15 protein-coding genes are annotated in these 22,094 nt (G+C 71.6%); 8 read left to right on the forward strand and 7 right to left on the reverse strand.

The window, feature by feature from the left end:
• The first annotated feature begins 54 nt into the window (after nt 1-54).
• Nucleotides 55-2,679 (forward strand): AAA family ATPase, encoded by a 2,625-nt coding sequence (locus Q6347_RS07420; protein WP_304607044.1) that lies wholly within the window; start codon nt 55-57, stop codon nt 2,677-2,679.
• A gap of 44 nt (nt 2,680-2,723) precedes the next feature.
• Here the strand turns inward: Q6347_RS07420 and metH are convergent, their stop codons facing one another.
• Nucleotides 2,724-6,335, reverse strand: coding sequence for a methionine synthase (metH, locus tag Q6347_RS07425; protein WP_304607045.1), 3,612 nt, complete (start codon nt 6,333-6,335; stop codon nt 2,724-2,726).
• Between the two features lie 69 nt (nt 6,336-6,404).
• Between metH and Q6347_RS07430 the strand changes: the two genes are divergently transcribed.
• Together Q6347_RS07430 and Q6347_RS07435 are read left to right on the forward strand one after the other, a co-directional pair.
• Entirely contained in the window at nt 6,405-7,529 is a 1,125-nt protein-coding gene (locus Q6347_RS07430) for a GNAT family N-acetyltransferase (RefSeq protein ID WP_304607046.1), read from the forward strand.
• Nucleotides 7,530-7,657: 128 nt separating this feature from the next.
• A complete protein-coding gene (locus Q6347_RS07435; RefSeq protein WP_304607047.1) occupies nt 7,658-8,179 on the forward strand; it encodes a flavodoxin domain-containing protein in 522 nt (173 codons plus the stop codon).
• A gap of 56 nt (nt 8,180-8,235) precedes the next feature.
• Here Q6347_RS07435 and Q6347_RS07440 read toward each other — a convergent pair whose 3' ends face one another.
• The 3 genes from Q6347_RS07440 to Q6347_RS07450 are packed head-to-tail and all read right to left on the reverse strand — an operon-like array spanning nt 8,236 to nt 9,318.
• A complete protein-coding gene (locus Q6347_RS07440) occupies nt 8,236-8,649 on the reverse strand; it encodes a GNAT family N-acetyltransferase (protein WP_304607048.1) in 414 nt (137 codons plus the stop codon).
• Nucleotides 8,650-8,674: 25 nt separating this feature from the next.
• On the reverse strand, nt 8,675-9,091 hold the full coding sequence (locus Q6347_RS07445) for a type II toxin-antitoxin system VapC family toxin (protein WP_304607049.1): 417 nt from the start codon (nt 9,089-9,091) through the stop codon (nt 8,675-8,677).
• Complete coding sequence (locus tag Q6347_RS07450) at nt 9,088-9,318, reverse strand: hypothetical protein (protein ID WP_304607050.1); 231 nt, start codon at nt 9,316-9,318, stop codon at nt 9,088-9,090. Before Q6347_RS07450 ends, Q6347_RS07445 begins: the two co-directional genes overlap by 4 nt.
• 75 nt (nt 9,319-9,393) lie before the next feature.
• Between Q6347_RS07450 and Q6347_RS07455 the strand changes: the two genes are divergently transcribed.
• The 3 genes from Q6347_RS07455 (at nt 9,394) to Q6347_RS07465 (ending at nt 12,643) form a co-directional block, all read left to right on the forward strand.
• On the forward strand, nt 9,394-10,101 hold the full coding sequence (locus tag Q6347_RS07455; protein WP_304607051.1) for an alpha/beta fold hydrolase: 708 nt from the start codon (nt 9,394-9,396) through the stop codon (nt 10,099-10,101).
• Between the two features lie 165 nt (nt 10,102-10,266).
• Entirely contained in the window at nt 10,267-10,971 is a 705-nt protein-coding gene (locus Q6347_RS07460) for a hypothetical protein (RefSeq protein WP_304607052.1), read from the forward strand.
• Nucleotides 10,972-11,050: 79 nt separating this feature from the next.
• Nucleotides 11,051-12,643: an MFS transporter gene (locus tag Q6347_RS07465; protein WP_304607053.1), complete on the forward strand. Its 1,593-nt coding sequence runs from the start codon at nt 11,051-11,053 to the stop codon at nt 12,641-12,643.
• A 7-nt stretch (nt 12,644-12,650) separates the two neighbouring features.
• On the opposite strand, the gene Q6347_RS07470 is transcribed toward Q6347_RS07465, so the two are convergent.
• A complete protein-coding gene (locus Q6347_RS07470; protein WP_304607054.1) occupies nt 12,651-15,137 on the reverse strand; it encodes a DNA topoisomerase (ATP-hydrolyzing) subunit A in 2,487 nt (828 codons plus the stop codon).
• A gap of 135 nt (nt 15,138-15,272) precedes the next feature.
• Nucleotides 15,273-17,990 (reverse strand): AAA family ATPase, encoded by a 2,718-nt coding sequence (locus tag Q6347_RS07475; protein WP_304607055.1) that lies wholly within the window; start codon nt 17,988-17,990, stop codon nt 15,273-15,275.
• A gap of 140 nt (nt 17,991-18,130) precedes the next feature.
• On the opposite strand from Q6347_RS07475, the gene Q6347_RS07480 reads away from it, so the two are divergent.
• Both Q6347_RS07480 and Q6347_RS07485 read left to right on the forward strand, forming a co-directional pair.
• Complete coding sequence (locus Q6347_RS07480) at nt 18,131-19,222, forward strand: class I SAM-dependent methyltransferase (protein WP_304607056.1); 1,092 nt, start codon at nt 18,131-18,133, stop codon at nt 19,220-19,222.
• A gap of 50 nt (nt 19,223-19,272) precedes the next feature.
• Nucleotides 19,273-21,396, forward strand: coding sequence for an alpha/beta fold hydrolase (locus Q6347_RS07485; RefSeq protein ID WP_304607057.1), 2,124 nt, complete (start codon nt 19,273-19,275; stop codon nt 21,394-21,396).
• A 6-nt stretch (nt 21,397-21,402) separates the two neighbouring features.
• On the opposite strand, the gene Q6347_RS07490 is transcribed toward Q6347_RS07485, so the two are convergent.
• Complete coding sequence (locus Q6347_RS07490; protein ID WP_304607058.1) at nt 21,403-21,948, reverse strand: hypothetical protein; 546 nt, start codon at nt 21,946-21,948, stop codon at nt 21,403-21,405.
• Between the last annotated feature and the right edge of the window lie 146 nt (nt 21,949-22,094).

Below are 22,094 nucleotides of genomic sequence, written 5' to 3' on the forward strand. Positions count from 1 at the left end.
GGTGTGAAAACCTGGAAGTCAAGCCAGAGCTCGAGCAGAGGAGTGGCACGAAGAATGAATTGCAGCTGGGCTCGCTTCTGGGCAGTCGATCTCCATGTGCACACTCCAGGGTCGAGCGATGCGAACGACGAAGACTTTGGGTCGGCAGCCGACATCGTCAACGCGGCACTCCAAGCTGGCCTCGACGCCATCGCCGTTACCGACCACAACACCGCGGCTTGGTGCGCACAGATGGCTCAGGCAGCGAAGGGGACGACCCTGGTCGTATTGCCAGGCTTCGAGCTGAGTACCCAAGAGGGGCATCTCCTGGGGATCTGGGAGGAGGGGACCGCGCCGTCGGCCTTGGAAGATGTACTCGTCAGGCTCGGGATCCAGCGCAGCCAGCTAGGCAGCACTGACGTGGTCGCTGCCAAGGGGATGGTCGAGTGCGCGGCGGAGATCGTCGCCGCGGGCGGATTGGCAATAGCTGCCCACATCGACAAAGAGAGGGGCATCCTCAAACAGCCCGTGCAGACGCACGTAAACCAGTTGCTCGCCAACCCGAGCATCGGGGCCTTTGAGTACGTCCTCCCGGAAACCCCGGAGAGAGTTGCTGCGAAACTCGGCGGCGTTCGGAACGCAGCCCTGGTCCAGAGTTCTGACGCCTTTGACGCAGCACTAAGTCGGCACGCGGCGACAGGGATCGGGATTCGGCGAACCTGGATCAAAGCTGCGAGGCCTGACCTGTGTGGGCTGCGGTACGCGTTGGAGGATCCCGAACTGCGCGTACGGCTCATTACCGACCCGTCGGTAGCGAGTGCCCACCCCGCCATCAATAGTGTTACGGTTTCGGGCGGCTTCCTTGGAAGCACGAAAATAGATTTCAGCCCAGACCTTAACTGTCTTCTCGGCGGCACTGGTGCCGGTAAATCGCTAGTGCTGGAGGCAATTCGGTTCGCGCTTGATCAGCAGGTTGACAAGGCGGTCTTTGGGCCGATCCGCAATGAAGTCGATCGTCGATTGGAATCAGCGCTGTGTGAAGGCTCGACGGCGACCGTTGAGTTCAGCACCGCCACTGAAGACTATCGAGTCAAGCGTACGTATCGCACGGATGGGTCGATGCCGATAGTTGAGCAGAGCATCGAGGGCGAGTGGGTCCAGGTGGACCAGGACCCAGCGAGCATACTGGGTATCTCGGCCTTCTCTCAGGGTGAGATTCTTGAGTACGCGCGACAGCCGGTGGGCCGGGTCGGACTCTTAGATGCACATCTTGATCTGGCTCAGACCGAGGAGCGGATCTCTGATCGAGTTTCCCAGTTGAAAGCCAATGGAACAGAACTGATTGCCGCGCGAGATCGCGTGAATAGCCTGACCGAGAAGGTTGCGGAGATTGGGGGGCTAAGAGATCGCGAGCGTGAACTGTCCGAGCTTTTCGACGGTGATCTGGTCAAGGCGCAGGGTCGATGGACTGCAGAACAGTCGGCGATCGCTGAACTTGCCACTGCCATCGACGGCGTCAAGTTTACCCGACCCCGACTGCCCAAATCTGCCGCCGCGAAGATGTCGCCGGAGCACGATGCGCACTACGCGAAGATCAGGAGCGCCCAGGACCGCCTGAACCAGGTCATTGAAGACGCAGAGAAACAAGTTTCCGAGAGCTTGGCGGCGCTGAGGCGAGTGATAGCTGCTGTAAAAGACGAGTTGGATTCGGAGTTCTCGGACTTCAAAATGCGGCTTGATGAGGCGCTGGCGAAGTCCGGTACTGGCACCCTGCCGGCGCTACGCCGGGAGCTCGAGACAGTTCAGACGAAGCTTTCTATGGCCGAGGCTGCATCTAGCGAGTTGACGACTTTGGCGCAACCAGCTCTGGAGCGAATCGCTGCCGATCGCGAGGCGCTCCTAGTAGAACTGAAGCAGGCTCGCGACGAGCGGCGGATGCTTCGGCGCGCTAGGGTTGCGGAACTGAACAAGAAGACGAAGACGTTCGTGAAAATGGACATCCCTTCAAGAGGGGACGGCACGGCATTTCGTAAGATGATTGGCTCACTGAAGGTCGGATCTCACGTGCGTGACACCGTGCTGGATCTACTGGCTGAAAATGTTCATCCATATAATTTCGCCCGTGCGCTTTGGAGCGGGGACGTCTCGAAACTTGGGAAGTTGCCTGATGGTGTGCAGTCGGCAGACATATCGCGACTCGTTACGACAATCGCCGATCGCGATTTGTGGCAAGAACTGCTCGATGGTCAACTGGTCGACATGCCAGACGTGCTGAATGTCAAGTTCCGTAAACCCGAAGGTCTTGAATATGCGAGTATCGAAGATCTCTCGCACGGGCAGAAATGCACCGCGATATTGGTTATTTTGCTCGCGGATGGGGAGAACCCGGTGCTCATTGACCAGCCCGAGGACGCACTTCATGCGCCATGGATCGAAGAGTATTTGGTTGACCGCCTACGCGATCTCAGAGGCACGCGACAGTACATCTTCGCCACCCGGAGCCCAGGGCTTGTGGTAAGCGCCGATTCCGAGCAACTCATTACGATGAAAGCCACGGCTGGCAACGGTGAAGTCGAAGCATGTGGGTCGCTCGAGCGGTACGATCTGAACAAGTTGGCACTTCACCATCTTGAGGGTGGCAAGACGCCATTCGTGCGTCGTACTCGGAAGCTGAGACTATCGCTTGCCATAAACTCGTGAGGTCGGAAGCACTCTGTCTCGATTTGAAGTAGAGGTGTCGAATCCTATACGGAGAAGTACTTCGCCTCGGGATGATGCATCACGAACGCGTCCGTCGACTGCTCCGGGTGCAGCTGCAGTTCGTCGCTCAGCGTGACGCCCACCCGCTCGGGCCGCAGCAGCTCGACGACCTTGCGGCGGTCCTCCATGTCGGGGCAGGCCGGGTACCCGAGTGACATGCGCGCCCCCCGGTACTCCAGCTTGAACATGCCCTCGACGTCCCGCGGGTCCTCGCCGCCGAACCCGAGCTCGGCGCGCACGCGGGAGTGCCAGAACTCGGCCAGCGCCTCGGTGAGCTGCACGGACAGCCCGTGCAGCTCCATGTACTCGCGGTACTTGTTCTCGGCGAACAGCTTCGCCGTGTAAGCGGACACCGGCTCGCCGACGGTGGCGAGCTGGACGGGCAGCACGTCGTAGCGCCCGGTCTCCTCGACCCACGCCTTGGGACGGACGAAGTCGGCCAGGCACAGGTGCCGGTCGCGCTTCTGGCGGGGGAAGGTGAAGCGCAGCCGCTCGGTCCCGGGCTCACCGCCGGATCCGCCGTCCGGCGCCCCGATGCCGGCGAGGCCGGGCCCGTGGTGCGCCACGACGATGTCGTCGCCCTCGGACCACACCGGGAAGTACCCGTAGACGATGGTCGGGTCCATGATCTGGTCGGTGCGGATCGTGTCGAGCCACTGGGACAGCCGCGGCCGGCCCTCGGTCTTGACGAGCTCCTCGTACGACGCCCCGTCCTCGCCACGGCCGGGCTTGAGGCCCCACTGGCCCATGAACGTGGCCCGCTCGTCGAGGAACGCGGCGTAGTCGGCGAGCTGGATGCCCTTGACCACGCGCGTGCCCCAGAACGGGGGAGCGGGCACCTCGTTGTCGGTCGCGACGTCGGACCGCTCGGGCAGGTCCTCGGGCGCGGTCTCGGTGACCTTGACGACGTTGTGCCGGCGCTTGCGCAGCGCCGGCAGGTCGACCTCGTCGGGTGAGGCGCCGCGCGCCACGGCCACGAGCGGCTCCATGAGGCGCAGCCCCTCGAAGGCGTCACGGGCGTACCGCACGACGCCGGGGAAGGCGGAGGCGAGGTCGTCCTCGACGAAGGTGCGGGTCAGGGCCGCGCCGCCGAGCAGGATCGGCCAGCGCTTCTCCATGCCGCGGGAGACGAGCTCCTCGAGGTTCTCCTTCATCACCACGGTGGACTTCACCAGCAGCCCGGACATGCCGATGACGTCGGCGTCGTGCTCCTCGGCGGCCTCGATCATGGCCGAGATCGGCTGCTTGATGCCGATGTTGACCACCGTGTAGCCGTTGTTCGTCAGGATGATGTCGACGAGGTTCTTGCCGATGTCGTGCACGTCGCCGCGCACCGTCGCCAGCACGATGACGCCCTTGGACTGCTCCTCGGCACCCTCGACCTTCTCCATGTGCGGCTCGAGCAGGGCCACGGCCGTCTTCATGACCTCGGCCGACTGCAGCACGAACGGCAGCTGCATCTGCCCCGACCCGAACAGCTCGCCGACGACCTTCATGCCGCCCAGCAGGTGGGTGTTGACGATGTCGAGGGCCTTCATGCCGTCGGCCAGGGCGGTCTCCAGGTCCTCCTCGAGACCCTTGCGGGCGCCGTCGATGATGCGGCGCTCCAGGCGCTCGCCCACGGGCAGCGCCGCGAGCTCGGCGGCCCGCTGGTCGCGCATCGCGGCGGCGTCGACGCCGGAGAACACCTCGAGCAGGTGCGACAGCGGGTCGTGCGTCAGGGTGCCCTCGTCGTCGTACTGCCGGCGGTCCCACACGAGATCCTCGGCCGCCTGCCACTGCTCGTCGTCGATGGCGGTGCGCGGCAGGATCTTCGCGGCGTGCACGATGGCGGAGTCCAGCCCCGCCGCGGTGGCCTCGTGCAGGAACACCGAGTTCAGCACCGTGCGCGCGGCCGCGTTGAGGCCGAACGAGACGTTCGAGACGCCCAGCGTGGTATGCACGCCGGGGTAGAGCCGGGTGATCTCGCGGATCGCCTCGATCGTCTCGATGGCGTCCCGGCGCGTCTCCTCCTGGCCGGTCGCGATGGGGAACGTCAGGGCGTCGACGATGATGTCGTCCACCCGCATGCCCCACTGCTGCGTGAGCGTGTCGATGAGGCGGGAGGCGATCGCGACCTTCTTCTCAGTGGTGCGGGCCTGGCCCTCCTCGTCGATCGTCAGCGCGACGACGGCGGCACCGTGCTCGCGCACGACCGGCATGATCCGCTGGAACCGGGACTCCGGCCCGTCGCCGTCCTCGAAGTTGACCGAGTTCACGACGGCGCGCCCGCCCACGAGCTCCAGCCCGGCGCGGATCACCGCCGGCTCGGTGGAGTCGATGACCAGCGGCAGCGTCGAGGCGCTCGCCAGCCGGGAGACCACCTCGGTGATGTCGGAGACGCCGTCACGTCCCACGTAGTCGACGCAGACGTCGAGCAGGTGGGCGCCGTGCCGTGTCTGGTCGCGGGCGATGTCGACGATGTCGTCCCAGCGGCCCTCCAGCAGCGCCTCGCGGAACGCCTTGGAGCCGTTGGCGTTGGTGCGCTCGCCGATCGCCAGGTACGACGTGTCCTGGGTCAGGTCCGTGTGCGCGTACAGCGACGCGACACCGCTGGTGCGCTCGATCTCGCGCTCCGGCAGCGCGCGGCCGCGCACCGCCTCGACGACGCGGCCCAGGTGCTCCGGCGTCGTGCCGCAGCAGCCGCCGACCAGGCCCAGGCCGAACTCGTCGACGAACTGGCTGTGCGCCGCCGCCAGCTCGTCCGGGGTCAGCGGGTAGACGGCGCCGTGCGGGCCGAGCTCGGGCAGCCCGGCGTTCGGCATGCAGGTGACCGGCACCTCGGCGTGCTTGGACAGGTAGCGCAGGTGCTCGCTCATCTGGTCCGGGCCGGTGGCGCAGTTGATGCCGATCGCGTCCACGCCCACGGACTGCAGCGTCGTCAGCGCCGCCCCGATCTCCGAGCCCATGAGCATCGTGCCCGTGGTCTCCACCGTCACCGAGGCGATCACCGGCACAGATCGACCAACACCGCCGTCCGCGACCGCTCGCATTGCCTGGTGCGCACCGTTCACGGCGGCCTTGGTCTGCAGCAGGTCCTGGCTGGTCTCCACGAGGATCGCGTCCGCGCCGCCCTCCAGCAGCCCGGCGGCCTGCTCGGCGAACGTGTCGCGCAGGTTCTCGTAGGTGGTGTGCCCCAGAGAGGGCAGCTTCGTGCCCGGCCCCATCGACCCCAGCACCCAGCGCGGGTGGTCCGGCGTGGTGTAGGCGTCGGCGCGCTCGCGGGCCAGCTCTGCGCCGACCCGGGCCAGCTCGCGGATGCGGTCCTCGATGCCGTAGTCGGACAGGTTCGACCAGTTGGCGCCGAAGGTGTTCGACTCGATCGCGTCCACGCCGACCTCGAGGAAGCCGTCGTGCACGCCGCGGACGATGTCCGGGCGGGTGACGTTGAGGATCTCGTTGCAGCCCTCGAGCTGCTGGTAGTCCTCCAGCGTCGGGTCGGCCGCCTGGATCATGGTGCCCATGGCGCCGTCACCGACGACCACCCGGGTGCGCAGCGCCTCGAGCAGGGCGGCGGAACGGGCGTCGGCAGCGGCGAGGTCGAGCGTGGAAGTCACCGGAACAGCCTAGTTCGGCCGGGCGAAATCAGGGTGCGGCGTACATCTGGTGAGACCTAGGCTCCAGACATGGCCACCCTGGAGACCTCACCCGACCTCGCGCCCATCGCCGAGCGCGCGGACGCCCCGGCGACCCTGCCGGCCCTGACCGCCGGCGGACTGACGTGGCGCCCGGCCACCGCCGACGACGCCGCGGTGCTGCTCGACCTGCGCAACACCATCGCCGACGCCGACGCCGAGCCGTACCGCGAGACCCTCGAGGAGATCACCGAGCTGTTCGACGCCCCGTGGCGACGGTTCGAGGACGACTCGATCCTCGGGTTCGACGCCGCCGGCGCGCTCCGGGCCTACGGTCACGTCGAGACGATGCCCGGCGACTCCCGCACGCTGCGCGCTTTCCTGTTCGGCGGGGTGCACCCGTCCCGTCGTGGCGAGGGCATCGGCCGTGAGCTGTTCGCCTGGCAGGTCGCCCGCGCCCGGCAGGTGCTCGCGACGTCGGGCAAGGAGCTCCCCGCCCGGATCGGCGTCTTCGCCGAGGACGACGGCCCGGCGTCGAAGCTCCGGCTCTACGAACGGGCGGGGTTCGAGCCCCGCCGGTTCTACACCGACCTGCGCCGCGACCTGCGCGACCTGGAGGCCGCGCCGCTGCCCGAGGTCGTCCTCGACGGATCCCTGCGCCTCGTGCCTTTCTCGCCCGAGCTCGACGAGGCCACGCGCCTGGCGCACAACGACGCGTTCCGGGACCACTGGGGCAGCGAGCCCAACACGCGCGAGCAGTGGACGAGCGGCCGCACCGGTTTCGCGCCGCAGTGGAGCCACCTCGTCGTGGACGAGGCCCCCGACGTCGAGGCGCTGCTGGCCGACCCCCACACCGACGACGAGACGGCGGCGGCGCTGCGGGCGGGGGAGCCGCTGGTCGTCGGCTACGCCATGAACGAGCTGTTCACCGAGGACTTCGAGGTGCGCGGGTACTCGTTCGGCTACACCGGGGTCCTCGGGACCCGGCGCGCCTACCGGGGCCGCAAGGCGGCGCTCGCCGCGCTGCTCGCGAGCATGCGGGCCTTCGCCGCCGACGGCATGGAGTACGCCTGCCTCGACGTCGACACCGCCAACCCCAGCGGCGCCGACGGCCTCTACGCGAGCCTCGGGTATACCAAGACGCACGGCTCGCGGTTGCTCAGCATCGAGCTCTAGGGCCCTCTTGGTCTCGCGATCCTCGCGCCGACGGGCCGACGAGGCGGGCCATGCGGCGCACCCGGTCGCGCGCTAGCGTTGAACTGCCCCCCTCGTCCGCACTCCCCGTCGTCGAGAAGGAGTCGGCCATGAACGTCCTGGTTGCCTACGCCACCCGACACGGTGCCACGGCGGGGATCGCCGAGCGGATCGCCGCCACCCTGCGCGACCACGGGGTCGACGCCGACGCCGTGCCCGTCGAGGATGTCAGCACGGTCGAGGATTACGACGCCGTGGTCCTCGGCGGCGCCGCGTACATGGCCCACTGGCTGAAGGACGCCGACCGCTTCGCGAAGCGGCACGAGTCGGCACTGAAGCAGCGGCCGGTGTGGCTGTTCAGCAGCGGCCCGCTCGGCACCGACGAGGTCGACGAGAAGGGCCGTGACGTGCGGGAGGCGGCACGCCCCCGGGAGTTCGCGGAGCTGGGCGAGCTGCTGCAGCCGCGCGGCGAGGAGGTGTTCTTCGGCGCCTACGACCCTGAGGAGAAGCCGATCGGCCTGGCGGAACGGTTCACCCGGAAGATGCCTCTGCCCGCGGGCGACTTCCGCGACTGGGAGCGGATCGACGCCTGGGCCCGGCAGATCGCGCGGGACGTCGCCTCTGCCGAGTGACCGCGGTGCGGGCCGCTCCGACGGACGGTGCGCCGTACCCGGAGTCTTCCGCACGGTCAGCGCAGGCGGCGGCCCAGCCAGGTCTCCGGGTCGTCGAGACGGTCGAAGCCGGCACGCCGGTAGAGCTCCTGCCCCTCGGGGGAGGCCTTGAGCAGCACACGCTTCAGCCCGAGGCTCTCGAGGTCCGCCATCAGACCGTCCACGATCTGCGTGCCGAGTCCCTGGCGTCGGTGCGCCGGGTCGACGATGACGTCGGCCACCCAGGCGAACGTGACGCCGTCGGTCACGGCCCGGGCGTAGGCGACCTGCGTGCTGTCGGCCGCGTACATGCCGTAGTTGCGTGATGCCGCGATGGCGGCGTCCATCGTGGCGCGCGTGCGGCCACGGGCCCAGAACGTCCCGGACAGGATCCCGTGGATCCAGTCGGTGTCGAGGCGGCTCGGGTCGGTCGAGAACTCGTAGGTGGTCACGCGGCCGATTCCACCATGTCGACCGTCACCGTCCCGTGCCCGCGTCGACGAGCTCGACCGAGCACTCGCCGAACTGCTCCGCCGCACGGACCAGGCGGGCGTCGGCGGTCAGGAGTGTGGCCTCGACTCCTTCAGCCAGTGCCACGTAGGTCGCGTCGTCCGCCGTCATGTTCGACCGCAGCGCCCAGAGGCGAGGAAGCAACGGCTCGGCGGACCAGCGTGCGGCCGGCAGCGCCGCGAGGTCGTCGAGTGCCCCACGCGCCCGAGGCTCGGGCAGGTGACCGCCCAGAACCCACCCTCGGACGACGGACGCGACCTCGACGACCGCCAGGTGCGGGATGTGCAGGTCACGGTCCGCGAGGATCCGAGGCGTGGCCCGCCGGCCTGCCGGGCTGCCGACGAGGAACTCGGCCAGGACCGAGGCGTCGAGGACGAGCGTCACTCGCGCTCCGACCGCGCTGCGGCCAGCACGTCGGCCGCAGCGACTCCTGGCGTGTAGCTGCCGCGGTCGCGGATGCGGTCGGTGAGCTCGCTGATGGTCGGCCGGCCGGCGAGCTCGCTCAGCTCCTGGAGGACGAACTCGGACAGGCTCTGGCCCGACCGAGCGGCGCGGGCCTTGAGCACCCGCTTGACGTCGTCCGGGACGTCCCGGACCTGCAGCGTGGACATGAATACCATGATATTCGCATGCAGTTTGCATTTCGATAGTCGTGGGTGTCAGGGGACACCTCTAACGTCACCGGCATGGACATCATCCTCGTTCCCGGTTTCTGGCTGGACGCGTCCGCCTGGGACGCCGTCACCCCGACGCTCGTCGCGGCCGGGCACACCGTGCACCCGATGACCCTGCCCGGCATGGACTCCGTGGACACCGACCGGACCGGCATCACCCTCGCCGACCACGTGGACGCCGTCGTCGCCGCGATCGACGCCCTGCCCGCCGATGCCGGCGTGGTGCTGGTGGGCCACTCCGCCGGCGGCCCGCTGGTCTACGCGGCATCCGACGCCCGGCCCGGCCGCGTCCGGCACGTCGTGTACGTCGACTCGGGCCCGCTCGCCTCGGGGCAGGCGCTGGACGCGGACCTGCCCGCCGACGTCGTCGACCACCATCTGCCGGCCTGGGAGGACATGGACGAGGCGTCGCTCGTCGGGCTCACCGACGAGCTGCGGGCCGCGTTCCGTGAGCGTGCGGTACCGCAGCCGGGCGGGACCGTGCGCGAGCCGCACCGGCTGGGCGACGACGAGTCCCGGCTCGACGTGCCGACCACGGTCATCGCCTCCGAGATGCCGGCCGGCATGCTGCGCGAGCTGATGGAGCAGGGCCACCCCTACGTCGCCGAGCTGGCCAGGCACCGGAACTACGAGATCGTCGACCTGCCCACCGGGCACTGGCCGATGTTCACGCGGCCGGTCGAGCTGGGCGAGACGATCGCCGCCGCCCTCGCCCGCTGAGGGCGGGAGGACCCGCGACCACCGGTCCGGCTCTCCATCCTGAAGCGCGCACTGCCTCCTGCGTGTGCCGGCGGCCGTACCTACTCTCGTCGGGACGGACCTCACCGTGCCCGCGACGGGGTGCACCGCTCGTCGCGTCCCGAGAACGACCTGGGGGGTTGAGTCATGGACGCGAGCATCGTTCCGATCCTCGTGAGCGTCTTCGCGCTCCTGATCAGTGCGTACGGCATCATCGAACGTCGGTCGGCCACGGAGCGCGATCTGCGGGACCGTCTTCTCAAGAAGGTGGACGATCTGCACGAGCTCGGCGTCAACGAGGACGAACTGTGGTGGGGAGAGGACGAGGACGAGGTCTGGGACCGGCGCGCTGCGATCAAGGCACAGCGCATGCGGATGGTCCAACAGGCACTGCTCCTGGAACGCATGATCAGGGGTCGCCGTCTGACCTCGGAGGAGTACGCGACGCTGGCGCTCGCGTGCGAGCGAGCCGGTGACCTCGACCAGGCACTGGCGTTGTGGAAGCGGGCGACCGCTCTGGCGGCACACGGCAGTGCCGTCGCCGAGGCGGCCAGCTGGCGCAGCATGGCCGGATGTCACAGCCAACGAGGGGAGTACCCAGAGATGAGGCGGGCGATCGCCCGGGCTCTCGAGATCATCCCCACGTGGCACGACGTCGGACGCTACGAGTACGCGATGACGTGCGCGGACCTGGCCGAGGGCGAGTGGGCTGCCAGCGACCACGAGACGCCGGAGTTCCGATCCGCGCTGTCGACGGCCCTGGACAAGGCCGAGCTCGTCATGTCCGACCATTCCCGGCACCGGGTGACGCGAAGGCTGGCCGAGATCCAGTCCTGGCCGCACGCCACGTAGCGTGTCCTGCGGCCCCGAGGGGATGCCCGCCTCGGGCGTCCGACGCGTGAGCGGGCCGGTTCGTGCCTAGCCTCACGGCATGGACGCCGGTGGCCGGGCCGCCCGGAGCGCGTCGTCGGGCACGGCCCGGCGCGCGCCGACGGGGCGTGTGCTCGCGACGCTGATCCTCGTGGCGGCCGTGGCCAACCTCAACCTGTCGGTCGCCAACGTCGCGCTGCCGGACATCGGCGACGCCCTCGACGCCTCCCAGGTCCAGCTCAACCTCGTCGCCGTCGGCTACTCGCTCGGGCTGTCCGCCTCGGTGCTCTACCTCGGGGCGGTCGGCGACCGGTACGGGCGCAAGCTCCTGCTGCTGATCGGCACCGGGCTGACGGTCCCGTTCAGCCTGCTCGCCGCCTGGGCGCCGTCCGTCGAGGTGCTGTTCGTCGCGCGGCTGGGCGGGGGCCTGTGCGCGGGCATGGCGTTCCCCACGACGCTCGCCCTCATCTCCGCGCTGTGGTCCGGCCCCGGTCGGACCCGCGCCATCGCCCTGTGGTCCGGCATCGGTGCCGCCTTCGCCGCCCTCGGACCGCTGGCCGCCGGCTGGTCGCTCACCCAGTTCTGGTGGGGGTCGGTGTTCCTGCTCACCGTGCCGCTGGCCGCGGTCGCCTTCGTCCTGGCGATCGTGCTCGTGCCGTCCCACGTCAACGAGAGCGTCGAACCCGTCGACCACCTCGGCGGGGTGCTGTCCGTCCTGCTCGTCGGGTCGCTGGTCATGGGCATCAACCTGCTCGCGGTCCCGGGCCGGGCCGGACTGCTCGCCGTGCTGGGCGGGACCGTCGTCGGGGCCGGCACCTGGTTCGTGCTGCGCCAGCTGCGCGCCGAGAACCCGCTGTACGACCTGCGGGTGGCTGCCCGCCCGACGTTCTGGGTCGCGGCCGTCGCCGGGCTCATCATCTTCGGCTCGCTCATGGGCGCCATGTACATCGGCCAGCTCTTCATGCAGAACGTGCTCGGCTACTCGAGCGTCGCGGCCGGCGCGGCGATCCTGCCCGGGGCGGTGGGGATGGTCCTCGTCGCGCCCCGCTCGGCCGCGCTCGTGGAGCGGCACGGCTCGCGGGCGACGATGCTGTCCGGCTACGTGTTCGTGCTGCTCGGGTTCCTCGTGATGCTGCTGCTGTGGCGCGAGGACGTCGGTTACTGGGCGGTCGGCCTGGCCTACCTGCTGGTCGGCGTCGGCGTCGGGCTGTCCGGGACCCCGGCGTCGAACTCCCTGACCGGCTCGGTGCCGGTGCAGCGCGTCGGCATGGCCTCCGGCACGGCCGACCTGCAGCGCGACCTCGGGGGAGCGATCATGCAGTCCGCGTTCGGCGCACTGCTGGCCGCCGGGTACGCGAGCTCCATGGCCACGGCGATCAGCGGTGACAGCGACCTGTCGGACCTCACGGCGAGCACGCAGGCGACGCTGGAGAAGTCCTTCGCCGGGGCCGAGTCCATCGCGTCGCAGTACCCCCAGTACAGTGACGAGATCGTCGCCGCGGCCCGCGAGTCGTTCCTCGCGGGTGACCAGTGGGCCTACCTGGCGGGGATCGTCGCCGTGCTGCTCGGCTCGCTGCTGGTGCTGCTGGCGTTCCCGCGGCGGGACCGCGAACGCGAGCTGCGCGCGCGGTACCAGCCACCGTCCGAGACCTGACGGGACCTCAGCCGATGGCGGCGGCCGGGCCGGCCAGCGGCACTCCGGAGCCGTCACGGCGGGGGTTGTCCTCCGGCAGGTCGACCGGCTGGCCGCCCGTGCCGACGGCCCGCGCCGGACCCTCGCCGACCCAGGCCAGGACGATCTCGTCCTCGCCCTTGAGGAACCGGTGGGCGCGCACGCCGCCGGTCCCGCGGCCCTTGCCCGGGTACAGCTCGTACGGGGTGACCTTCACCGAGCCGCCGCCCGTGCCCGGCAGGGCACCGGCCCTGCCGGCCACCGTCACCACCGTGTGCAGGTCGCGCGTGGCCGCGCGGGCCACGCCGAAGAACACCACGTGCTGGCCCCCGCCGAGGCGGATGCCGGCCATGCCGGCGGCGGCACGGCCCTGCGGGCGGACCAGGGACGCCTCGAAGTGCAGCAGGCTGGCGTCCGAGGCGAGGAAGACCACCTCGTCGTCGTCCGCGGCCGGTGCCGCCCCGACGACGGCGTCGCCGTCCTTGAGGCCGATGACGTCCCACACGTCGCCGTTGCGCGGCGCGTCACCCGGCAGCACCCGCTTGACCACGCCGTGGCGGGTGCCGAGAGCCAGGGGAGCGGCGTCCTCGTCCAGCGACACGACGGCCAGCGCCTGCTCGCCGGCCTCCAGCGACACCATCTCGCTGACCGGCACCCCGCCGGACAGCGACGGCGGACCGTCGACGCTCGGCAGGGCCGGCAGCTCCAGGGCGGACAGCTTGTACAGGCGCCCGGCCGAGGTGACCAGACCGATCTCGGAGCGGGCCGTCGTGGCGACGTCGGAGCGCAGCGCGTCGTGCGCGTGCCGGCGTCCGGCACGTTCCACCGGCGCGTCGGCGTTCTCGCCGGACGTGCGCGCCAGCAGCCCGGTGGCCGAGAGCAGCACCCGGGTGGGGGTGTCCTTGATCTCCAGGTCCAGGGCGGGGGCCTTCTTGCCGCGGGCCGGTGCGGCGGCGGCGGACTGGGCCGTCCCGCCGGCCGAGTCGAGCAGCACCGTGCGGCGCGGGGTGCCGTAGGTGGCCGCGACCTCGGCCATCTCGTCCGAGACGACGCCGTGCAGGCGCGCCTCGTCGGCGAGGATCGCCTCCAGCTCGGCGATCTCCTGCTCGAGCTGGGACTTCTCCGACTCCAGCTCCATGCGGGAGAACTTCGTCAGGCGGCGCAGCTGCAGGTCGAGGATGTAGGAGGCCTGTGGCTCGGACAGGTCGAACACCGACTGCAGGCGCTCGCGCGCGGTCGCGGCGTCGTCCGAGGAGCGGATCACCTGGATGACCTCGTCGATGTCCAGGATCGCCACGAGCAGACCCTCGACGAGGTGCAGGCGGTCCTGGCGCTTGGCGAGGCGGTACTGCGAGCGGCGGCGCACGACGTCGATGCGGTGGTCGACCCAGACCTGCAGCAGGTCCAGCAGCCCCAGCGGACGCGGCTGGCCGTCGACCAGCGCGACGTTGTTGATGCCGAAGGAGTCCTCCAGCGGCGTCGTGCGGTAGAGCTGCTCCAGCACGGCCTCCGGGTCGAACCCGGTCTTGACCTCGATGACCACGCGCATGCCGTGCGACCGGTCGGTCAGGTCCTGGACGTTCGTGACGCCCTGGATCTTCTTGTTCCGCACGCCGTCGGCGATCTTCTCGATCACCTTCTCCGGGCCGACCGTGTACGGCAGCTCGGTGACGACGATGCCCTGGCGCCGGGCGGTGACCTTCTCGATCCGCGCCGTGGCGCGGGTGCGGAAGGACCCGCGGCCGGTGCGGTAGGCGTCGCGCACGCCGTCCAGCCCGATGATCTTGCCGCCGCTGGGCAGGTCCGGCCCCGGGACGAACCGCATGACGTCGTCCAACGTCGCCTCGGGGTTCGCCAGCAGGTGCTGGGCGGCCGCGACGACCTCGGTGAGGTTGTGCGGCGGCATGTTCGTGGCCATGCCGACCGCGATCCCGGACGCGCCGTTGACCAGCAGGTTCGGGATGGCCGAGGGCAGCACCTCGGGCTGGGTGAGCTTGTTGTCGTAGTTCGGGACGAAGTCGACGACGTCCTCGTCCAGCCCGGCCGTCATCGCCATCGACGGCGCGGCCAGGCGTGCCTCGGTGTACCGGGCGGCGGCGGGGCCGTCGTCGAGGGAGCCGAAGTTGCCGTGGCCGTCCACCAACGGCAGGCGCATCGAGAAGTCCTGGGCCAGGCGCACGAGCGCGTCGTAGATGGCGCCGTCGCCGTGCGGGTGCAGCTTGCCCATCACCTCGCCGACCACGCGCGAGGACTTCACGTGCGCGCGGTCGGGCCGCAGGCCCATGTCGGCCATCATGTAGAGGATCCGGCGGTGCACCGGCTTGAGGCCGTCGCGGGCGTCCGGCAGGGCACGCGAGTAGATGACGGAGTACGCGTACTCGAGGAACGACGTCTCCATCTCCGCGGCGACGTCGATGTCGACGATCGTCTCGTCGTACGGCTCGTCGGCGACGGGTGCGGCCTTCTTGCGCGCCATGCGGTGCGGCTCCCTGGTGTTCCTCGGTGCGGACTGCGGGCCCGACGGCGGCACGGCGGCCGCGTACGGGCGTTCGAAGGAAGCGTAGCGCCAGCCGGCCACGGTTCCGCGCAGGCGGGCCGTCGCCGGGGCGGGTCAACCGCGGTCGGTCAGCAGGGCGGCGAGCTCCTCGCGCGAGTGCACGTCGAGCTTCGTGTACACCTTGCGCAGGTGGTACTCGACCGTCTTGGGGGACAGGTACAGGGCCGCGGCGGCCTCGCGCGTGGTGGAACCGTCGGTCAGCAGCAGCGCCACCTGCAGCTCCTGGGAGGTGAGCTCCGCCTGCCAACCGGCGCCCGAGCGCCGCACGGTCTCGCCGGTCGCCGTCAGCTCGGCCGCGGTCTGGTCGGCCCACCGCCGCGCCCCCAGGCTCTCGAAACCGGCCAGCGCCTCGCGGAGCTGCTCGCGGGCGTCCACGCGGCGCCCCGCGCGCCGCAGCCGGGCCCCGTAGGCCAACCGCGTGCGCGCCGTCTCGAACGCGTCGCGCGTGCGCGCGTGCAGCGCCAACGCCGCGAGGAACGGGCGGTCGAGGTCATCGTCGGCCAGCAGGCCCTCGGTGCGGCGGGCGCGGGCCAGCGCCCAGGGCATGCCCTTGCCCTCGGCGGCGGTCACGAACCGGGGCGCGATCTCCCGGGCCCGGGCCACGTCCCCGGTGCGCACCAGCGCCTCGACGAGCTCGGGCACCGGGGACAGGTCCGGGTCGGCGAGCCCCTGTCCGGCGAGCAGGTCCTGCAGCGCCGACAGCTCCTCGACGGCCGTGGCCGCATCCCCGTCGGAGAGCGCGAGGTCCCCGAGGGCGAAGCGCACCCATGCGGCGAAGAACTGCATGTCGCCCTGCGCGCACAGGTCGACGGCGGCCTCGGCGTCGGACCGGCACAGCTCGGCGTTCCCCTGGTGCGAGGCGAGCCAGCACCGGCCGGCCAGCGAGGCGGCGAGCTCCGTCGTCTGGCCGGTCTCACGGGCCACCTCGATCGCGAGCGTGTAGTCCGCCTCGGCCCGGTGCCAGCTCTCGGCCGTGGCCTCGTAGCGGGCGATGACGAACAGCAGCCCCGGCAACGCCGCCGGCGTCGCGGCACGGCGGGCCTCGGCCACCCGCGGACGGACGGCGGACTCACCGGAGTCGTCCCGCAGGAACAGGGGCGCCGACATCACCCACGGCCAGCGCAGGTCCCCGGCGCGAGGCGCCCCGCCGGCCTCGAGCAGCGGGACGGCCGCGCGGAACTCCGCGGCGCCGTCGCGCCCGGCCAGCACATGGGCGACCCCGCACGCCAGCAGCGTCACGGCGCGCGAGACCGGGTCCGTCAGGGCCGGGAGGGTGGCCGTGAGCTCGTCCGCCAGGTCCGCCGCCGTCGGGGTGCTCCCGAGGAACAGTGCGGCATAGACGCCGTCGGCGAGCAGCCGCGCCCGGGTCTCGGCGTCCGGGGCGCGGTGGGCGAGGTCGACCAGCATCTCCAGGGCCCGGCGCAGCGAACCGGTGTGCACCGCCACGGTGGCGCGCAGGTCGTCCGCGGCGAACTCGACGTCGGCGTCCGGTCCCAACGCCGCGACCTCGTCCACGAGCACCAGCGCCCGACGCGCGTCCCCCGCGGCCCAGGCGTTCTCGGCGGCGTGCACCAGCCGCCCGGCACGGTCGGCGGGCGTGGTGCTCAGGGCCGCGGCCCGCTCGAAGCTCGTCGACGCCACGGCGCACCCCCAGCGGTCGACCGCGCGCTCGGCGGCTGCCTCGACCAGTCCGGCCACCTCCGCGTCCACGCCGCCCACGGACTCCGCGAGGTGCCAGGCACGGCGGTCCTCGTCCCCGGGAGGCAGCGAGTCCGCGACGGCCCGGTGGGCCGCGCGCCGCCGTGCGGAGGCGGGCCGCGTGTACGCCACCGACTGCAGCAGCGGGTGCCGGAACGTCACGCGCCCGGCCGCCGTCCGCACCAGCCCCGCGTCCTCGGCGGGGCCCAGGTCCGCGGCGTCGAGCCCGAGGGCCCGTGCGGCGGCGGTCGTCGTGGCGAGGTCCCCGTCCGCGACCGCGGCGACGAGCAGCACCTCCCGGGTGGTCTCCGGGAGCAGGTCGACGCGGTGCTCGAAGCTGCGTGCCACCGCCTCCGGCACCGTCCGCGGCAGCCCGGGTACCTCCGCCGCGGCGTCGGGGTCGCCGGCGAGCTCCACGAGCGCCAGCGGGTTGCCGCCCGTGCGCCGGTACAGCTCCGCGAGGCGCTCGCGGGGGATCGACACCCCGAGGCTGCGCTCGGCCACGACCCGCGCGTCCTCCTCGTCCACACCCGCCAGCCGTAGCACGGGAAGGCCCTCGACGAGCCCTACGGCCTCCGGGTCGCGCCCCGCGAGGACCATCGCGACCGGGTCGGCGGACAGCCGCCGTGCCGCGAACGTCAGGGCCTGCACCGACGGCACGTCGAGCAGGTGCAGGTCGTCCACGAGCACCACCAGCGGGGACTCCTCGGCACAGCGCGTCATCGTGCCCAGGGTCGCGGCGCCGACGGCGAGCCGGTCGCCGTCCGCCGGCGCACCGAGAGCGAGGGCCGATCGCAGGGCGTCCCGCTGCCGGTCCGGCAGGGCGTCCACCCGGTCGAGCACGGGGGTGAGGAGCTGGGACAGCCCCGCGAACGCGATCTCCGTCTCCGACGCCGCCCCGACGACCCGCAGCACACGACACGTCCCGGCGGCCCGGTCGGCCGTGTCGGCGAGCAGCGAGCTCTTGCCGATGCCGGGCTCACCGAGCACGGCGACGGCCCCGCCCCGGCCGAGGCGTGCCCCGGCGACGAGCCGCCCCAGTGCGGCCACCTCGTCGTCGCGCCCCACGAGCATGCCCCGAGTCTCGACCAGGGGGCCGGCCGTCGCACGACCAGGTGGGGCCCCTGACGCGGCGGGAGGCCTGCGATTCCTAGCGTCAGGGGGTGACGGGCCAGCTGCCGGCGACGGGCCGGCACCCGACGAAGGAGACGGACATGACCACGCTCGACACCCCCCGGACCGAGGCCCCGACCATCGACATGGACGCCCTCATGGCGTTCGTCGGCCGCGCGGTCGGCGACGCCGGCGCGACCCTCAACACGGCCCTGGTCGTGCTGGGCGACCGGCTGGGGCTCTACCGCGACCTCGCGGCGCACGGACCGAGCACCCCCGCCGAGGTGGCGGACCGCACCGGCACCGCCGAGCCGTACGTGCGCGAGTGGCTGAACGCCCAGGCAGCGGGCGACTACGTGACCTACGACCCGGCGTCGGCCCGGTACTCCCTGGAGCCCGAGAAGGCCGTCGCGCTGACCGTCGAGGACAGCCCCGCGTTCCTGCCCGGGCTGTTCCAGGTGGCGCTCGGGGCGCTGCACGGCACGGAGCACATCGTCGAGGCCGCCCGCGGCGGCACCGGGTTCGGCTGGCACGAGCACACCCGTGACGTGCACGCCGGCACCGAGCGGTTCTTCCGCCCGAGCTACCACGCGAACCTCGTCCCGTCGTGGCTCCCGGCGCTCGACGGCGTCGTGGAGAAGCTGGAGCGGGGTGCCGCGGTCGCGGACGTCGGCTGCGGCTTCGGCGCCTCGACCATCCTCATGGCGCAGGCGTTCCCGGCCTCGACGTTCGTCGGGTACGACTACCACGAGGCCTCCGTCGAGGCCGCGCGCGAGCGGGCGGCCGAGGCGGGGGTGGCCGACCGGGTCCGGTTCGCCGTCGCGACGGCGGACGGGTTCGACGAGACCGGGCTGGACCTGGTGACGATGTTCGACTGCCTCCACGACATGGGCGACCCGGTCGGGGCCGGGCGGCACGTGCGCGAGGCCCTCGCGGAGGACGGCACGTGGATGGTCGTCGAACCCGCCGCGGGCGACCGGGTCGAGGACAACCTGCACCCGATCGGCCGGGCCTTCTACGGGTTCTCGACGTTGCTGTGCACGCCGTCCTCGCTCTCGCAGGACGTCGGGATGGCGCTCGGGGCCCAGGCCGGGCCCGCCCGGATCCACGACGTCGCCACCGCGGCCGGGTTCGACCGGTTCGGCGTGGCGGCCAGCACGCCGTTCAACCTCGTCTACGAGGTCCGGCGCTGACGGCGCGGACCGTCCGGGCGAGGAGCAGACTGGGAGACGGGGTGAGGACCATGGGGGCACCGGTGGCACCGGACGCCACGGGCACCGTCGAGCGTGACGGCGTCCGGGTGGCGTGGGACCTCTACGACCGGCAGGACGCACCGACGGTGCTGCTGCTGCCGACGTGGTCGATCATCCACTCGCGCTTCTGGAAGGCGCAGATCCCGTTCCTCGCCCGGCGGTACCGGGTCGTGGTGTTCGACGGACGGGGGTGCGGCCGGTCCGACCGGCCGCACGACCCGGCCGCCTACTCCCCGGACGAGTACGCCGCGGACGCGGTGGCGGTCCTCGACGCCACGAGGACCGCCACGGCCGTGGTCGTGGGACTGTCGGCCGGGGGCACGTGGGGCGTGGCGCTCGCGACGGCGGCGCCGGAGCGGGTCGACGGGTTCGTGGCGATCGCGCCGTCGATCCCGAGCCTCGCGGGCCCGCTGCCCGACCGGGGGCAGTCGTTCACGGAGCCGCTGGACACCTCCGACGGGTGGGCGAAGTGCAACCTGCCCTACTGGCGGCGGGGCCCGTCCGCGTGGCGGGACTTCCTCGACTTCTTCTTCGGCCGGGTCTACTCCGAGCCGCACTCGACCAAGCAGATCGAGGACGGCGTGGGCTGGGGGCTCGAGGGCGATCCCGAGGCGCTCGGCGCGGCGACGGTCGGGGCGGGCCGGCACCCGGTGTCCCCGGAGCGCTGCGCGCGCGTCGCGTGCCCGGTGCTCGTGGTGCACGGCGACGACGACCGCATCACGTCCCACGAGGTCGGTGCCCGCCTCGCGGAGCTCACCGGAGGCCGTCTCGTCACGCTCGGGGGCGGCGGCCACGTGCCGCTGGCCCGCGACCCGGTGGTCGTGAACCGGCTGATCGAGGAGTTCGTCGACTCCCTCACGCCGCCGGCCCGTGCGGTGCGGCGCAGCACGTGGACCCGGGCGGCGTCGCGGCCGCGCCGGGCGCTGTACCTGTCCTCGCCGATCGGGCTCGGGCACGCACGGCGCGACGTCGCGATCGCGCGCGAGCTGCGGCGCCACCACCCCGACCTCGAGGTCGACTGGCTCGCCCAGCACCCGGTGACCCGCGTGCTGGCGGACGCGGGCGAGCGCGTCCATCCGGCGTCGCGGTGGCTGGCCAGCGAGTCCGCGCACATCGAGGACGAGTCCGCCGACCACGACCTGCACGCCTTCCAGGCCGTCCGCCGCATGGACGAGATCCTCGTGCACAACTTCCTCGTGTTCGACGACGTCGTGCGCGAGACGCCGTACGACCTCGTCGTCGGCGACGAGGCGTGGGAGATCGACTACTTCCTGCACGAGAACCCCGAGCTCAAGCGCTTCTCGTACGCCTGGATGACCGACTTCGTCGGGTGGCTGCCCATGCCCTCGGGCGGGGGAGCGGAGGTGGCCCTGACGGCCGACTACAACGCGGAGATGATCGAGCAGCGGTCCCGGTACCGCCGGCTGCGGGACGCCTCCGTGTTCGTCGGCAACCCGGGTGACGTCGTCGAGGGGACCTTCGGCCCGGGACTGCCCGGTATCCGCGAGTGGACCGAGGACAACTTCTCGTTCTCGGGGTACGTCACCGGCTTCGAGGTGCCGGACGAGGCGGAGCGCCAGGCCGCCCGCGACTCCCTGGGCTGCCGGCCGGGCGAGCTGCTGGTGGTCGTCACCGTGGGCGGTTCCGGGGTCGGGGAGGCGTTGCTGCGCCGCGTCCTGGACGCGGCGCCGCTGGCCCGCCGTCGCCGCCCCGAGCTGCGGTTCGTCGTCGTGGCCGGTCCCCGGATCGACCCCGCCGCCCTGCCGCGGCACGAGGGTGTCGAGGTCGTCGGGTACCTGCCCGAGCTCTACCGCCACCTCGCCGCCTGCGACCTGGCCGTGGTCCAGGGCGGCCTGACCACCTGCATGGAGCTGGCCGCGGCCCAGCGCCCGTTCCTCTACGTGCCCCTGCGCGACCACTTCGAGCAGAACCTGCATGTGCGCCACCGGCTCGACCGGTACGCGGCCGGTCGGTGCGTGCCCTACGAGGACGCCTGCGACCCCGACCTGCTCGCCGAGGAGATCGTCAAGAACGTGGGCACCGACGTCCGATACCGGCCCGTGGAGACCGACGGTGCGGGACGGGCCGCCGCGATCCTGTCCGAGCTCTTCTGAGGGACGTCAGGCGGCCCGCGGCGTCGACCGGCCGCCCCGCAGGTCCGGGTACTGCGCCTGGACGACGTCGGCGACGACGGCCGCGAGCTCGGCCCGGCACCGGTCGGCCTCCTCGGGGGAGAGCAGTCCCTGGTCGACCGCGGTCCCCAGCCGCTGCGCGGCCGCCGCGACGAGGCCGGCCTCCAGGGTCGGGAGCGGGACGCCCCGGGCCGCCGCCACCGAGGCCAGCGTCGCCCCGTCGGCCGACAGGGCCGTTCGCAGCGCCGCCGGGGCGATGCCGATCACGGCGGCGGCCGTGGGCAGGTCGAGCAGGCGTTCGTCGTCCTCCTCGCCCTCGTCGGCCCGCTCGACGTCGGCCGCGATGGCGTCGCGCTCGGCGGCGGTGATCGCACCGTCGTCGACGAGCGTCTGCAGCAGCTCGACGACGGTGCCGGTGTGCTGGACCTCGTGCTGCGGCAGGGCGGTGTCCGCGGCGACCGCGGGGGCCGCGCCGAGCGCCGCGAGCCCCAGGGCCCCGGCTGCCGCCGTCCGACGCAGGAACCGACGCTTCATGATGCTCCTCCCCGCCCGGAGCCTCCGGACGTCTCCAGCATCGTGGCCGGACCTGCCGTGTCCCTGGGGCCCACCTGGCAGTTCGCTGACGAGGTGAGCCGGGGCAGACCGGGGCAGACTGGGCGCCGGGGGCTCGTCGGGAGAGG

It is taken from the genome of Isoptericola sp. b408 (genome assembly GCF_030588085.1).
Taxonomy (GTDB): domain Bacteria; phylum Actinomycetota; class Actinomycetes; order Actinomycetales; family Cellulomonadaceae; genus Isoptericola; species Isoptericola sediminis.

Bases quoted from the DNA above. Each gene is read 5' to 3' on its own strand.
- Q6347_RS07420 (WP_304607044.1), top strand. From the start codon at position 55: ATGAATTGCAGCTGGGCTCGCTTCTGGGCAGTCGATCTCCATGTGCAC.
- Q6347_RS07430 (WP_304607046.1), top strand. From the start codon at position 6,405: ATGGCCACCCTGGAGACCTCACCCGACCTCGCGCCCATCGCCGAGCGC.
- Q6347_RS07435 (WP_304607047.1), top strand. From the start codon at position 7,658: ATGAACGTCCTGGTTGCCTACGCCACCCGACACGGTGCCACGGCGGGG.
- Q6347_RS07450 (WP_304607050.1), bottom strand. From the start codon at position 9,318: ATGTCCACGCTGCAGGTCCGGGACGTCCCGGACGACGTCAAGCGGGTG.
- Q6347_RS07455 (WP_304607051.1), top strand. From the start codon at position 9,394: ATGGACATCATCCTCGTTCCCGGTTTCTGGCTGGACGCGTCCGCCTGG.
- Q6347_RS07460 (WP_304607052.1), top strand. From the start codon at position 10,267: ATGGACGCGAGCATCGTTCCGATCCTCGTGAGCGTCTTCGCGCTCCTG.
- Q6347_RS07465 (WP_304607053.1), top strand. From the start codon at position 11,051: ATGGACGCCGGTGGCCGGGCCGCCCGGAGCGCGTCGTCGGGCACGGCC.
- Q6347_RS07470 (WP_304607054.1), bottom strand. From the start codon at position 15,137: ATGGCGCGCAAGAAGGCCGCACCCGTCGCCGACGAGCCGTACGACGAG.
- Q6347_RS07475 (WP_304607055.1), bottom strand. From the start codon at position 17,990: ATGCTCGTGGGGCGCGACGACGAGGTGGCCGCACTGGGGCGGCTCGTC.
- Q6347_RS07480 (WP_304607056.1), top strand. From the start codon at position 18,131: ATGACCACGCTCGACACCCCCCGGACCGAGGCCCCGACCATCGACATG.
- Q6347_RS07485 (WP_304607057.1), top strand. From the start codon at position 19,273: ATGGGGGCACCGGTGGCACCGGACGCCACGGGCACCGTCGAGCGTGAC.
- Q6347_RS07490 (WP_304607058.1), bottom strand. From the start codon at position 21,948: ATGAAGCGTCGGTTCCTGCGTCGGACGGCGGCAGCCGGGGCCCTGGGG.